A 13,136-nucleotide genomic window follows, 5' to 3' on the forward strand; every position below is an offset into this window, starting at 1 on the left:
CGTGCCTCAGCGATCACAGGGAACGCAAGGGAGGCGGCGGCCCCGGGGGGATCCCTCACAGCGTGCGCAGCAGCACCGCCGGGTGTTCGACGCAGTCCGCCACATAGCGCAGGAAGCCGCCCGCCGTGCCGCCGTCGCAGACCCGGTGGTCGAAGGTGAGCGCGAGCTCGACGACCTGCCGGACCGCAAGCTCGCCCTCGTGCACCCACGGCTTGGGGATGATGCGGCCGACGCCGAGCATCGCGGCCTCGGGGTGGTTGATGATAGGCGTGGAGCCGTCGACGCCGAACACACCGTAGTTGTTCAGCGTGAAGGTGCCGCCGGTGAGTTCCGCCGGGCTGAGGGTGCCGGTGCGGGCCGCCTCGGTCAGCCGGGCGAACTCCGCGGTCAGCGACTCGGCGTCACGCGCGTGCGCGTCCCGTACGACCGGGACGACGAGTCCGCGGTCGGTCTGCGCGGCGAATCCGAGGTGCACCTGGTCGAGTTGGACGACCTCCCTGGCCTCCATGTCGACCGTGGAGTTCAGCTCGGGGAACCGGGCCAGGGCGGCGGTGCAGATCCGGGCCAGCAGGGCGATCAGGGAGATCTTCGGCCCGCCCGCGGCGTTCATCGCGGTGCGCGCCCGCATGAGTTCCGTCGCGTCGGCGTCCACCCAGCAGGTGGCGTCCGGGATCTCCCGCCGGCTGCGGGAGAGCTTGTCGGCGACGGCGCCGCGGATGCCCTTGAGGGGGACGCGCAGGCCGGCCGGGGCGGCGGAGGAGCGGACAGGGGGCTGCGCGGGCGGCACGGCCGAGGTGGGCGTCGACGGCACGCGCGGGTGCGGCTCGGCGGCGGGCGGCGCGGTGCGGCCATGCGCCTCGGCGGCGCGCAGCGCGTACTCGACGTCGGCCCGAAGGATGAGCCCGTCCGGCCCGGAGCCGTGCAACTCCCGCAGATCCAGGCCGTGCTCGCGGGCGAGGCGGCGCACGAGCGGGGAGATCACGGGCACGGGGCCCTCGCCCCGGGTCTCCTCGTCGGCGCCCGGTGCGGTGTACCTGCCATGCCCTTCAGGGCCGTGCCCCGCCGCCGTGCCGAGGGGGCGCGCCACACTCTCGGCGGGCGGGGTGGCCTCGCGCGTGGCGGCGCCGTTCGCCGGCTGGGCGGCGGGCGGCGTCGGGGTGGCCGGCCGCACCCTGCGGCGCCGGGCCGGTGCCTCGGAGGTGCCGTAGCCCACCAGCACGTTCCCTGAGCCCTCGGTCTCGCCCTCGGCGGCGGGCGCGCCCACCGCGACCGTGATCAGCGGCGCCCCGACGGGCAGCTCCGTGCCCTCCTCGCCGAACCGGGCCGTGACCACTCCGGCGTAGGGGCAGGGAATGTCGACCATCGCCTTGGCCGTCTCCACCTCGACGACCGGCTGGTCGACGGCGACGACGTCACCGACCTCGACCAGCCAGCGGACGATCTCCGCCTCGGTGAGCCCCTCCCCGAGATCGGGGAGCTTGAACTCCAGCACCTGTGCCATCAGCTCTCCGCCTCCCACTGCAGACGCCCCACGGCGTCCAGGATCCGGTCCACGCCGGGCAGGTGGTGACGCTCCAGCATCGGCGGCGGATAAGGGATGTCGAACCCGGCCACGCGCAGCACCGGCGCCTCCAGGTGGTGGAAGCAGCGCTCCGTGACCCGGGCCGCGATCTCCCCTCCCGGTCCGCCGAACCCGCCCGACTCGTGTACGACGACCGCCCGTCCGGTCCGCCGTACCGAGGCGGCGACCGTCTCGTCGTCGAACGGCACCAGCGAGCGCAGGTCGACGACCTCCAGGTCCCAGCCCTCGTCCCGGGCCGCCTCGGCGGCTTCGAGGCAGACGGGCACGGACGGTCCGTACGTGATGAGCGTGGCGCTCCTCCCCGAGCGCCGCACCACCGCGCGGCCGATCGGTTCAACGCTCGGCGGGTCCTCCGGGTTCCAGGTGTCCTTCGACCAGTACAGCCGCTTGGGCTCCAGGAAGACCACCGGGTCGTCGGAGGCGATGGCGGCGCGCAGCAGTCCGTAGGCGTCGGCGACGGTCGCGGGCGTGACGACATGGAGCCCCGGAGTCGCCATGTAGTACGCCTCGGAGGAGTCGCTGTGGTGCTCGACGCCGCCGATGCCGCCGCCGTAGGGGACGCGGATCGTGATCGGGAGCGGCATCTTGCCGCGCGTGCGGTTGCGGGTGCGGGAGACGTGCGAGATGAGCTGTTCGAACGCCGGGTAGGCGAACGCGTCGAACTGCATCTCCACGACCGGGCGCAGTCCGTACATGGCCATGCCCACCGCGGTGCCCAGGATCCCCGCCTCGGCCAGCGGGGTGTCCGTGCAGCGGTCCTCGCCGAACTCCTTGGCGAGTCCGTCGGTGACGCGGAAGACGCCGCCGAGGGTGCCGACGTCCTCGCCCATGACGTGCACGGACGGGTCGGCCGCCATGGCGTCGCGCATCGCGCGTGTGAGGGCCTGCGCCATGGTGGCCGGCTTGACGGCGACGGTGGTCATCGGTGCGCACCCCCGTGGGAGTCGTGCTCGGCGTCGAGCTCGGCCTTCAACTGGGCCTGCTGTTCGAGCAGTTGCGGGGTGGGCTCGGCGTATACGTGGGTGAACAGGTCCATCGGGTCGAGCACCGGGTCCTGGTTCATGCGTTCACGCAGGTCGGCGGCCATGGTCTCGGCGGCTTCCCGGGCGGCCTGGATGCCGGCCTCGTCGAGAAGGCCGCGCCCGGTCAGCTCGTGCTCCAGGAGGGCGATCGGGTCGTGCCCGCGCCAGGTCTCGACCTCGGAGTCGCCGCGGTAGCGGGTCGCGTCGTCTGCGTTGGTGTGGGCGTCGATGCGGTAGGTGACGGCCTCGATCAGCGTGGGGCCGCCGCCCGCGCGGGCGTGCCGTACGGCGTCGCTCAGCACCTCGTGCACGGCGGCCGCGTCGTTGCCGTCGACCAGGCGGCCGGGCATGCCGTAGCCGACGGCCTTGTGGGCCAGCGACGGGGCCGCGGTCTGCTTGGCGAGCGGGACGGAGATCGCGAAGCCGTTGTTCTGGACGAGGAAGACGACCGGCGCCTGCCATACGGCGGCGAAGTTCAGCGCCTCGTGGAAGTCGCCCTCGCTGGTGCCGCCGTCACCGACCATGGCGAGCGCGACCACGTCGTCGCCCTTGAGGCGGGCGGCGTGCGCGAGGCCGACGGCGTGCGGGAGCTGGGTGGCGAGCGGCGTGCACAGGGGGGCCACGCGGTGCTCGTACGGGTCGTAGCCGGTGTGCCAGTCGCCGCGCAGCAGGGTCAGGGCCTGCACGGGGTCCAGTCCGCGGGCCACGGCGGCGAGGGTGTCGCGGTAGCTGGGGAACAGCCAGTCGCGGTCCTCGAGCGCCAGCGCGGCGGCGACCTCGCAGGCCTCCTGGCCGGTGCTCGACGGATACACCGCGAGGCGGCCCTGCTTCGTGAGCGCGGTCGCCTGCGCGTTGTACCGGCGCCCGCGCACCAGCTCGGCGTACAGCCGGCGCAGCAGGTCCGGGTCGGCCTTCGTGGCCGCCTCGGTGCCGAGGACGCGGTAGGGCTCGGCGTCGGGCAGCAGCGGCGCGGGGTCCATACGGGGCTGCCAGGCGGGCGGCGGCGAGGGCCGGTAGGCACCTCGCTGCTCCATGACCGTCATGACGGCACCTCCTCGTGGGAGCGGCTACGGGAGGCGCGGCTTCGGTGACGCGCCTCACCTACCGATTGTTCGGTCGTCGGCACATTTTGGCTACAGGCACCCTCAGGCTGTGGACAAACGGTTCTCCACAGCCTCCAATGAACGCAGTACGTCCACGGCAGGAAGGTGGGGGGACATGGCGCCTGAACAAATGGCCGACAGCATGCCCGAGAGCCCGGACGGCAGCGTCCCCCTGCCACCGGCGCGCCCGCTCGACGCCATCGATCAGGACATCCTCCAGATGCTCCAGGCGGACGGCCGCGCGTCGATACGGTCGGTCGCCGAGCGGGTCCACGTCTCCCGCGCCAACGCCTACGCACGCATCAACCGTCTCGTCGAGGACGGCGTCATCCGCGGTTTCGGCGCCCGCGTCAACCACGAGCGCGCGGGTCACGGGACGTCGGCGTACATCACCCTCAAGATCGTCCAGAACACCTGGCGCACGGTCCGCGAGCAGCTCCGCCAGCTGCCCGGCGCCTCGCACATCGCCCTGGTGGGCGGCGACTTCGACGTACTGCTCCTGGTGCACACCCCCGACAACCGGGCGCTGCGCGAGCTGGTCCTCACCCGGCTCCAGGCGATCCCGGAGGTCCTCAGCACCCGCACGTTGCTGGTGTTCGAGGAGGAGGACCTGGAGCCACAGGGCTGACCACCCGCCCCGGGGCAGCCCGAGGCCATCGCCATAGCCATGAGCACCACGGCCGGCAGGGGCAGGAGCGCACGCTTTCCGCCGTCATTCGTCTGCGGCGCCCTCGTGGCTGGTCGCGCAGTTCCCCGCGGCCCTGAGGAAGCTGGGCTCACCGGGAACGCGCGCGTACTCGGGCCTCCGCACCGGCAGCGCTGGTCAGTCGGCCTGCCGCAGGCCCCCGAAGACCAGCCGCACCACCGTGTCGGCGACCTCGCGCTCGTTCATGCCGCGGCCGTCCGGGCGGTACCACTCCACGATGGAATTGATCATTCCGAAGACGAGCCGGGTCGCGAGGCGTACCTCCACGTCGGCGCGCACCTCGCCGTCCGCGGCGGCGGCCTTCAGCAGTTCGGCGACCTGGTGGTCGAAGTCGCGGCGCCGCTCCAGGGCCCACCGCTCGGTGTCGGTGTTGCCGCGGACGCGCAGCAGCAGCGTGACGTACGGCAGGTCGGTTATGAGCACCTCGACCATGCGCCGGACGACGTACTCCAGGCGGTCGGCGGCGTGGCCCACGCGCGCGTGTTCCTCGTCGAGGATTCCGAAGAGCCCGTCCAGCGCCCGGCTGACGGCGCGGCGCAGCAGCTCCTCCTTGCCCGTGACGTGGTGGTAGATCGACGACTTGGAGATGCCGGCCGCCTTGGAGAGGTGCTCCATGGAGGTGCCGTCGTAGCCGCGTTCGTTGAAGACCTGCACGGCGACGGAGAGCAACGTCTCCGGGGTGTACGTGTCGCGCTTGGCGGTGGTCATGAGGTGTTGCCCTCCCGCTTGTCGGAGGCGTACGCGTGGCGGTACAGCGCGAGGGACGGCGCGTAGCGCCCCGAGGGGTCGCGCAGGTGCAGGTCGTCCAGGAGGGCGTACGCCCAGTTGCGGCCGAGCCTGCGGCTCCACTCGAAGGGGCCGAGCGGGTAGTTCACACCCAGGCGCATCGCGGTGTCGATGTCCTCCTCGGTGGCCACGCCCTTGGCGACGGCGTCGTGCGCGAGGTCGACGATCCGGGCGACCGTACGGGCGACGATCATGCCGGGGACGTCGCCGATGACGCTGACCCGCTTGCCGAGCGCCTGGAAGAGGCCGATGGCCTCGGCGAGGGTCTGCGGCGAGGTGTCCTGGGAGGCGGACAGGGCGATCCGGGTGGCCCTGCGGTAGTCGAGGGCGAGGTCGAAGTAGACGACGTCCCGGAACTCCACCGACGTCTGGCCGTCGGCGAGCGCGAGCTGGCCGCCGCCGGGCAGCACCAGGCGGGTGCCGTGGTCCTCTTCCTCCTCGCGCACCGGAATGCCCGCCTCGCGGATCAGGGACAGCAGCTCGGCGGCGGGGCCCAGGTCGCCCTCGGCGACGACGTAGGCGGGTGGGGATGCCTTCTCCGCGGTGTGCGGCTCGTCGGGCTCGGCGTCCTCGGCGTAGTCGTACCAGCCCTGCCCGCTCTTGCGGCCGAGCCGGCCGGACTCGACCAGGCGGCGCTGGGCGAGCGAGGGCGTGAAGCGGACGTCCTGGAAGAAGGCCTGCCACACGGAGTGCGTGACGGATTCGTTGACGTCCTGCCCGATGAGGTCGGTCAGCTCGAACGCGCCCATCTTGAAACCGCCGCACTCGCGCAGCACGGCGTCGATGGTGGCCGGGTCCGCTCCTTGCGCCTCGTGGACGGCGAAGGCCTCGGCGTAGAAGGGCCGGGCGATGCGGTTGACGATGAAGCCGGGGGTGTCGGCGCAGGCGACCGGCGTCTTGCCCCAGGCCCGTGCCGTCTCGTACGCGCGCGTGGCGTACGTGACGTCCGTGGCGAACCCGGAGACGACCTCGACGAGGGGGAGCAGCGGGGCCGGGTTGAAGAAGTGCAGGCCCACGAAGCGGCCGGGCAGGCGCAGGGCGCCGCCGATGGCCGTGACGGACAGGGACGAGGTGTTCGTGGCGAGCAGACAGTCCTCGCCGACGATGCCCTCCAGCTCCCGGAACAGCTCCTGCTTGACGTCCAGGCGCTCCAGGACCGCCTCGACGACCAGGGCGCAGTCCGCGAGATCGGCGAGCGACTCGGCGGGCAGCAGCCGGGCACGGGCGGCGTCGCGGTCGGCGCCGGTGAGTCGGTCCTTCTCGACGAGCCGGTCGAGCCGGGCGCCGATCGCGTCGGCCGCGGCACGGGCGCGCCCGGGTGCGGCGTCGTACAGCCGTACGGGATGGCCCGCGACCAACGCGACCTGGGCGATGCCCTGGCCCATGGTGCCGGTGCCGACAACGGCCACGGGGCTGCTGAGGTCGAGTGCTGTCATGTGCGCGATCCTCCCGCACGGGGTTTTCCACAGATGCGGCGGACCCCCTTGAACCGACCGATCGTTCGGTTACTCTAACTCTGACTGGCTGTTCCTGCCCATGTTTCTGCCCAGGTCATGAGCTCGACGGAGAGCTCTGGAAACGAGGAGTTGGTCCCGCATGGCCGCCGAACTGACCGCCCACGAGCTGATCGCCAAGCACCGGCCGACCCTCGACCAGGCGCTGGAGGCGATCCGCACCCGCGCCTACTGGTCCCCGCACCCCGAGCACCCCAAGGCCTACGGCGAGAACGGCAGCCTGGACATGGCGGCGGGCAAGGCCGCCTTCGACGCCCTCCTCGGCACCCGCCTCGACCTCGGCCAGCCCGGCACGGACGGCTTCGTGGGCGGCGAGGTCTCCCCGTACGGCATCGAGCTGGGCGTCGAGTACCCGCACGCGAACGTCGACGAGCTGCTGCCGGCCATGAAGTCCGGCATGCGCGCGTGGCGGGACGCGGGCGCGGAGATCCGCGCGGTGGTCTGTGTGGAGATTCTCAAGCGGATCAGCGACCGGACGCACGAGTTCGCGCACGCGGTCATGCACACCTCCGGCCAGGCCTTCATGATGGCGTTCCAGGCGGGCGGCCCGCACGCGCAGGACCGCGGCCTGGAGGCGGTGGCGTACGCGTACGTCGAGCAGGTCCGCACGCCCGACACCGCGGAGTGGACCAAGCCGCAGGGCAAGCGTGACCCGCTCGCGCTGAACAAGCGGTTCACGCCGGTCCCGCGCGGGATCGCGCTGGTCATCGGCTGCAACACCTTCCCGACGTGGAACGGCTACCCCGGTCTGTTCGCGTCCCTCGCCACCGGCAACGCGGTCCTGGTCAAGCCCCACCCGCGCGCGGTGCTGCCGCTCGCGCTGACCGTGCAGGTCGCGCGGCAGGTGCTCGCCGAGACGGGCTTCGACCCGAACCTGGTCGCGCTGGCCGCCGAGCGGCCCGGCGAGGGCATCGCCAAGACCCTCGCCACCCGCCCCGAGATCCGGATCATCGACTACACCGGCTCCACGTCCTTCGGCGACTGGCTGGAGTCCAACGCCCGCCAGGCACAGGTCTACACGGAGAAGGCCGGGGTCAACTCGGTCCTCGTCGACTCGACGGACGACTACAAGGGGATGCTGTCCAACCTGGCCTTCTCGCTGTCCCTGTACAGCGGCCAGATGTGCACCACCCCGCAGAACCTGCTCGTCCCCCGCGACGGCATCCGCACCGACGAGGGCCCCAAGACCTACGACGAGGTCGTCGCCGACCTGGCCCGCTCGGTCGACGGCCTCCTCGGCGACGACGCCCGCGCGAACGCGCTGCTCGGCGCGATCGTCAACCCGGACGTCAAGGCCCGTCTGGAGGCCGCCGCCGGCCTCGGTGAGGTCGCGCTCGCCTCCCGGGAGATCGCCAACCCGGAGTTCCCCGACGCGGTGGTCCGTACACCGGTGATCGTCAAGCTGGACGGGGCGAAGCCGGACGACGAGGCCGCGTACATGAGCGAGTGCTTCGGCCCGGTGTCGTTCGCCGTGGCCGTCGACTCGGCGTCGGACGCGGTGGAGCTGCTGCGGCGGACCGTGCGCGAGAAGGGGGCGATGACGGTCGGGGCGTACACGACCGACGACGAGGTCGAGGGCGCGGTCCAGGAGGTCTGCCTGGAGGAGGCGGCGCAGCTCTCACTGAACCTCACGGGCGGGGTGTACGTGAACCAGACCGCGGCGTTCTCCGACTTCCACGGGTCGGGCGGCAACCCTGCCGCCAACTCGGCGCTGTGCGACGGGGCGTTCGTGGCGAACCGGTTCCGGGTCGTCGAGGTGCGCCGGGAGGCCTAGGGACTGTCCGGGGTCCGGAAAGCGCCCCCGGTGAGACTCCAGTGGTACAGGGTCATCGCCACGCTGGTGGCCAGGTTGTAGCTGGAGACCTGGGGGCGCATCGGCAGGGACAGCAAGTGGTCGGCACGCGCGCGCAGTTCGGCCGACAAGCCGCTGCGCTCGGAGCCGAAGGCGAGGACGGCGTCGTCCGGGAGCTTGATGCCCCGGATGTCGTCGCCCTCGGGGTCCAGGGCGAAGAGGGGCCCGGGTGGCAGCTCCTCAACCGTCAGCCGTTCCACGGCCGTAGCGAAGTGCAGGCCCGCCCCACCGCGCACGACCGTGGGATGCCAGGGGTCCAGCGTGCCGGTGGTGACCACGCCGGTCGCGCCGAAGCCGGCGGCCAGGCGGATCACCGCGCCCGCGTTGCCGAGGTTGCGAGGGTGGTCGAGGACCACGACAGGCGCGGTGCGCGGGATGTGCGCCAGCCTCTCGAGGTTGGCGGCTCGGGACGGACGTACCGCCAGGGCGGCCACGGCCGTGGGGTGCGGGCGCGGCACCAGGGACGTGTACGTCGACTCCGGGACCTCGGTCAGGAGCGCGTCGAGGGCGCCGCGTACGTCCGGCGCCAGTTCGTCGGCGAGGGCGAGCGCGGCCTCCCGGTCGACGGCGACCGCCACCGGGACCTCGGCGCCGAAGCGCACGGCGTGCTTGAGGGCATGGAAGCCGTCGAGCAGCACCGAGGTGCCGGCAAGCCGGTTCCAGGAGGTCACGGTCATGCCGTGAAGCCTACGTGCGCGTGCTCGGGGTTCTCCGGGGTGCGCGGTCCGGGAAGCTCCGTACGGTCGTCGCCGCGCCGCAGCAGCCGCGACAGGCCGCCCCGCGCGCGTGCCGCCCAGCCGCCGAGCCGGCGCAGGAACGTCGTCGGCAGGAAGACCGCGTCCGCGGCGATCATCGCCAGGGAGAAGAACGGCAGTCCGAGGACGACCGCGATCACGGCGTGCTCGGTGATCATCGCGGCGAGCAGGACGTTCTTGACCCGCCGGTTGAACAGGGTGAACGGGAAGGCGACCTGCACGATGACCGTGCCGTAGGTGATGAGCATCACCATCAGGCCACTGGACGACAGCAGCTCGGCGAGGGCGGGCCAGGGCGAGAAGTAGTCGAGGTGGAGCGGGTAGTGGACGGCGGTGCCGTCCTGCCAGCGGGAGCCCTGGATCTTGTACCAGCCGGCGGTCGCGTAGATCAGACACGCCTCGGCCATGATCACCAGCAGGGCGCCGTTGTGCACGATGTTGCCGACGACGTCGAGCAGGATGCGGGGCTCGGCGGTCACCGCACGGCGGCCCACGAACCACCACACGGCCTGCGCCAGCCAGACACCCCACAGGATCACCGGCACGGTCAGGTCGCCGTCCAGGCGGCCCGTCGCGGTGACCGCGACCAGCGCCAACCCGAGCACGCCCCACAGGATCGGACCGATCCGGTCGGGCCTGTCCCGCTCGCCACGCGCGTGTGCCTCACGCGCGAGCCGGGCCCGGCGCTCGTCCAGCGACCAGACCTGGCCGCAGCGTGTGAACACGAGGTAGACGCACATCAGGTGCAGGACGTTGTCGCCGCCGTCGCCCATGAAGATGGAGCGGTTCTGCAGCGAGAGCACGCCCACCATGAACAGCACGGACATCGTGCGGGTGCGCCAGCCGAGCAGCAGCAGCACGCTGGTCAGCACGGCGAGGGCGTAGACGCTCTCGAACCAGAACTGGCTGCTCGACCAGATCAGGGCGGTGAAGGAGCCGTTCGTGCCGATCAGCTGCTGGGCGAGGTCGAAGTCCCAGGGGCCGTCGGGTCCGTACAGCTCCTGGCGGTGGGGGAACTCGCGCAGCAGGAACAGCAGCCAGGTGGCGGTGAAGCCGATGCGGATGACGGCCGTCTGGTAGGGGCCGAGGGCGGACTCGGTGACCCGGGCGATGGCCGCGGAGATCGCGAGGGCGAAGCGGTTCACCGGACGCCCTCCTCGGCCTCGCGCAGGGCACCCGCCCCGCCCGCACCATCGGCCTTCTCCGCCGGTACGGACCACCAGGGCAGGATCCGGTCGGTCGGCTTGTCCGAGACCTGCTCGTCGCTCCACTTCGGCGGCCGCACATTGGTGGTGCGGGAGCGGACCTGGACACGTTCGACGACGCCGCCGTCGCCGGCCGCGTTCGCCCGGTCCAGGCGCAGCTCCACTATGTGCCGCAGATATGTCTCGGACAGGGCGCCGCGCAGGCCCACGGGGCGGTTCTGGGCGTCGTGCGTGGCGACGAAGAAGTCCCAGGCCCGGCGCAGCTCGTTCTGCTGGGTGTGGCTGGGCAGCAGATTGCCGTCGATGGCCCGGCCGTCCTGGGCCGACAGGTCGTACCAGCCGGTGGTGCGGGTGCCGCCGTCGGCCGTGCCCACCTCGGCGCGGACCTGAACGGCGATGTTCTGCTGGAGCGGGTTGGGAGCGAACAGCTTCCAGTTCTGTTCGAACTCCGGGTATATCCAGTCGTCGATGGCCTTGCCGTGCTGCTTGGTGACCGTGTTCGGCGGCGCGACGTGCAGGAAGACCATGCCTATGTGGACGCAGACGGCTATGGCCACGACCGCGAGGGCGAGCGCGGCGCCGATCTGGTACCGCAGGGAGAGGGCGGCCACGCCGGTGCGTGGTTCGGGGAGCTGCGGGACGGGAGCGGCGGCGACGGCAGGAGGAGCGGGCGGGGACGCGACGGCGGTCGGGGCGTCCTGCGGCTCCTCGTCCGACCCGTGCCGGGCGGCCGAGCCTGCGTCGTGCGCGTCTGCCATTTCCGCTTGTTCCCCGATTCCGGTTCCGGTCCGTCCGCCCTCAGCTCTCGCACGGGAACGGTACTCAGGCCCACCCGCCGGGCACAGCCCCTTCCGGGCCCACGTTGCCCACACCTTACGGGGGTCCTACGAGCCCGTACGCGGAGCATTCCCTTCTTCTAGAACCTGTTCTATCTTGACGCTCCGTCAGATCTGCACCTCAGATCTACACCGTCAGATCTACACCGTCGGATCTACACCGTCGGATCGATACCTTCAGATCGCCGTGCGTGTGGAAGGGCAGGGACCGTGGACTTCACCTTCACCGAGGAGCAGCAGGCGGCGGCCGAGGCGGCGCGCGGGGTGTTCGCCGGGGTCGCGCCGGACGCGGTGCCCTCCCCGGCGCTCACGCCGGGTGCCGTCGCCGAGGACTTCGACCGCCCGCTGTGGAGCCGACTCGCGGACGCGGACCTGCTGAGCCTGCTGCTCGCGGAGGAGTACGGCGGGGCCGGCCTGGACGCCGTCGCACTCTGCCTCGTGCTGCGGGAGTCGGCGAAGGTGCTGGCCCGGGTGCCGCTGCTGGAGAACAGCGCCGCAGTGGCCGCCGTCCAGGCGTACGGCGGCCCCGAACTGAAGTCCGAGCTGCTCTCCCGGTCGGGGCGCGGCGAGGTCGTGCTGACGGTCGCCGCGCACGGCCGCACCGGCCACGACCCGGCCGAGCTCGCGGTGACCGCCCGGCAGGACGGTGGCCGGTGGCTGCTGGACGGCGTGCAGACCGCCGTGGCCTGGGCGTACGACGCCGATCTCGTCGTCGTCCCGGCCCGTACGGCCGCCGACCGGACCGTCCTCGCGCTGGTGCCGCGCGGCGCGCCGGGGGTGTCGCTCGGTGAGCAGTTCTCGACCAGCGGGGAGCGGCTGGGGGAGCTGCGGCTGGACTCGGTGGGGCTCGCGGCGCGGGACGTCATCGACGCCGAGGGCGCCTGGGAGTGGCTGCGGGAGCTGCTGGCCACGGGGACGTGTGCGCTGGCGCTCGGGCTGGGTGAGCGGGTGCTGGGGATGACCTCGGACTACGCGGGCAAGCGGGAGCAGTTCGGGCATCCGATCGCCACGTTCCAGGCCGTCGCCGTGCAGGCCGCCGACCGGTTCATCGACCTGCGCGCGATGGAGGCCACCCTGTGGCAGGCCGCCTGGCGGATCGCCTCGGGAGCACCGGGTTCGCTGCCCGCATCCGCGGACGTGGCCGTGGCCAAGATCTGGGCCTCGGAGGGCGTACGGCGGGTGGTGCAGACGGCCCAGCATCTGCACGGCGGCTTCGGCGCCGACGTCGACTACCCGCTGCACCGCTACCACGCCTGGGCCAAGCACCTGGAACTGGCGCTCGGCCCCGCGGCGGCCCACGAGGAGGCGCTGGGGGAACTGCTGGCGGCGCATCCGCTCGGCTGACCCGCGGACAGCGGGCGGGCGGTGGATGCCCCTACAGCACGTACCCGGACTGTCCCTCGTCGTTCACCACGGGACGTCCCACCGCCGCCCACACCTGCATGCCGCCGTCGACGTTCACGGCGTCGACGCCCTGCTGGACGAGGTACATCGCCACCTGCGCCGAACGGCCACCAGAGCGACAGATGACATGGACGCGGCCGTCCTGCGGGGCGGCCTCGGTCAGCTCGCCGTAGCGGGCGACGAACTCGCTGATCGGGATGTGCAGGGCGCCTTCGGCGTGGCCCGCCTGCCACTCGTCGTCCTCGCGGACGTCCAGGAGGAAGTCGTCGTCCTTGAGGTCGGTGACCTCGACCGTCGGCACGGCAGATCCGAAATTCATGGCTACGACGCTACCTGAACGCTGCGCCGGCTGACCGGGGCTCCTAGGGGGA

The 13,136-nt window shown here is 72.2% G+C and carries 12 protein-coding genes; 3 read left to right on the top strand and 9 right to left on the bottom strand.

What is annotated here, in order from left to right:
• Positions 1 to 55: 55 nt before the first annotated feature.
• The 3 genes from ACZ4UU_RS11920 to pdhA are packed head-to-tail and all read right to left on the bottom strand — an operon-like array spanning position 56 to position 3,647.
• Positions 56 to 1,501: a dihydrolipoamide acetyltransferase family protein gene (locus ACZ4UU_RS11920; protein WP_468038897.1), complete on the bottom strand. Its 1,446-nt coding sequence runs from the start codon at positions 1,499 to 1,501 to the stop codon at positions 56 to 58.
• Complete coding sequence (locus ACZ4UU_RS11925; RefSeq protein ID WP_468038899.1) at positions 1,501 to 2,505, bottom strand: alpha-ketoacid dehydrogenase subunit beta; 1,005 nt, start codon at positions 2,503 to 2,505, stop codon at positions 1,501 to 1,503. The genes ACZ4UU_RS11920 and ACZ4UU_RS11925 overlap by 1 nt, the downstream gene beginning before the upstream one ends.
• Positions 2,502 to 3,647, bottom strand: coding sequence for a pyruvate dehydrogenase (acetyl-transferring) E1 component subunit alpha (gene pdhA, locus ACZ4UU_RS11930; protein WP_468038900.1), 1,146 nt, complete (start codon positions 3,645 to 3,647; stop codon positions 2,502 to 2,504). Before pdhA ends, ACZ4UU_RS11925 begins: the two co-directional genes overlap by 4 nt.
• Positions 3,648 to 3,849: 202 nt before the next feature.
• Here pdhA and ACZ4UU_RS11935 point away from each other — a divergent pair, with 202 nt between their 5' ends.
• Positions 3,850 to 4,335 (top strand): Lrp/AsnC family transcriptional regulator, encoded by a 486-nt coding sequence (locus tag ACZ4UU_RS11935; protein ID WP_468039209.1) that lies wholly within the window; start codon positions 3,850 to 3,852, stop codon positions 4,333 to 4,335.
• A gap of 195 nt (positions 4,336 to 4,530) precedes the next feature.
• Here the strand turns inward: ACZ4UU_RS11935 and ACZ4UU_RS11940 are convergent, their stop codons facing one another.
• Together ACZ4UU_RS11940 and ACZ4UU_RS11945 are read right to left on the bottom strand one after the other, a co-directional pair.
• A complete protein-coding gene (locus tag ACZ4UU_RS11940) occupies positions 4,531 to 5,121 on the bottom strand; it encodes a TetR/AcrR family transcriptional regulator (RefSeq protein ID WP_468038902.1) in 591 nt (196 codons plus the stop codon).
• The gene (locus ACZ4UU_RS11945; RefSeq protein WP_468038904.1) at positions 5,118 to 6,635 is read right to left on the bottom strand and encodes a 3-hydroxyacyl-CoA dehydrogenase; all 1,518 of its coding nucleotides are present in this window, start codon (positions 6,633 to 6,635) and stop codon (positions 5,118 to 5,120) included. Before ACZ4UU_RS11945 ends, ACZ4UU_RS11940 begins: the two co-directional genes overlap by 4 nt.
• Before the next feature lie 160 nt (positions 6,636 to 6,795).
• On the opposite strand from ACZ4UU_RS11945, the gene paaN reads away from it, so the two are divergent.
• On the top strand, positions 6,796 to 8,487 hold the full coding sequence (paaN, locus tag ACZ4UU_RS11950) for a phenylacetic acid degradation protein PaaN (RefSeq protein WP_468038906.1): 1,692 nt from the start codon (positions 6,796 to 6,798) through the stop codon (positions 8,485 to 8,487).
• On the opposite strand, the gene ACZ4UU_RS11955 is transcribed toward paaN, so the two are convergent.
• Genes ACZ4UU_RS11955 through ACZ4UU_RS11965 form a run of 3 tightly spaced genes read right to left on the bottom strand, consistent with a single transcriptional unit; the run spans position 8,484 to position 11,283 of the window.
• Positions 8,484 to 9,242, bottom strand: a complete 759-nt coding sequence (locus ACZ4UU_RS11955; RefSeq protein ID WP_468038908.1) for a TrmH family RNA methyltransferase — start codon at positions 9,240 to 9,242, stop codon at positions 8,484 to 8,486. The genes paaN and ACZ4UU_RS11955 overlap by 4 nt on opposite strands.
• Positions 9,239 to 10,465 (bottom strand): HTTM domain-containing protein, encoded by a 1,227-nt coding sequence (locus ACZ4UU_RS11960; RefSeq protein WP_468038910.1) that lies wholly within the window; start codon positions 10,463 to 10,465, stop codon positions 9,239 to 9,241. Before ACZ4UU_RS11960 ends, ACZ4UU_RS11955 begins: the two co-directional genes overlap by 4 nt.
• The gene (locus tag ACZ4UU_RS11965) at positions 10,462 to 11,283 is read right to left on the bottom strand and encodes a DUF5819 family protein (protein ID WP_468038912.1); all 822 of its coding nucleotides are present in this window, start codon (positions 11,281 to 11,283) and stop codon (positions 10,462 to 10,464) included. Before ACZ4UU_RS11965 ends, ACZ4UU_RS11960 begins: the two co-directional genes overlap by 4 nt.
• A gap of 288 nt (positions 11,284 to 11,571) precedes the next feature.
• On the opposite strand from ACZ4UU_RS11965, the gene ACZ4UU_RS11970 reads away from it, so the two are divergent.
• A complete protein-coding gene (locus ACZ4UU_RS11970; RefSeq protein ID WP_468038914.1) occupies positions 11,572 to 12,705 on the top strand; it encodes an acyl-CoA dehydrogenase family protein in 1,134 nt (377 codons plus the stop codon).
• A 31-nt stretch (positions 12,706 to 12,736) separates the two neighbouring features.
• On the opposite strand, the gene ACZ4UU_RS11975 is transcribed toward ACZ4UU_RS11970, so the two are convergent.
• Positions 12,737 to 13,066 (bottom strand): rhodanese-like domain-containing protein, encoded by a 330-nt coding sequence (locus ACZ4UU_RS11975; RefSeq protein WP_062721297.1) that lies wholly within the window; start codon positions 13,064 to 13,066, stop codon positions 12,737 to 12,739.
• Between the last annotated feature and the right edge of the window lie 70 nt (positions 13,067 to 13,136).

This window comes from Streptomyces sp. NPDC028907 (genome assembly GCF_055564995.1).

Excerpts from the sequence above, each read along its gene's own strand:
- ACZ4UU_RS11940 (WP_468038902.1), bottom strand. The coding sequence starts at position 5,121 with ATGACCACCGCCAAGCGCGACACGTACACCCCGGAGACGTTGCTCTCC.
- pdhA (WP_468038900.1), bottom strand. The coding sequence starts at position 3,647 with ATGACGGTCATGGAGCAGCGAGGTGCCTACCGGCCCTCGCCGCCGCCC.
- ACZ4UU_RS11955 (WP_468038908.1), bottom strand. The coding sequence starts at position 9,242 with ATGACCGTGACCTCCTGGAACCGGCTTGCCGGCACCTCGGTGCTGCTC.
- ACZ4UU_RS11925 (WP_468038899.1), bottom strand. The coding sequence starts at position 2,505 with ATGACCACCGTCGCCGTCAAGCCGGCCACCATGGCGCAGGCCCTCACA.
- ACZ4UU_RS11965 (WP_468038912.1), bottom strand. The coding sequence starts at position 11,283 with ATGGCAGACGCGCACGACGCAGGCTCGGCCGCCCGGCACGGGTCGGAC.
- paaN (WP_468038906.1), top strand. The coding sequence starts at position 6,796 with ATGGCCGCCGAACTGACCGCCCACGAGCTGATCGCCAAGCACCGGCCG.
- ACZ4UU_RS11920 (WP_468038897.1), bottom strand. The coding sequence starts at position 1,501 with ATGGCACAGGTGCTGGAGTTCAAGCTCCCCGATCTCGGGGAGGGGCTC.
- ACZ4UU_RS11935 (WP_468039209.1), top strand. The coding sequence starts at position 3,850 with ATGCCCGAGAGCCCGGACGGCAGCGTCCCCCTGCCACCGGCGCGCCCG.
- ACZ4UU_RS11945 (WP_468038904.1), bottom strand. The coding sequence starts at position 6,635 with ATGACAGCACTCGACCTCAGCAGCCCCGTGGCCGTTGTCGGCACCGGC.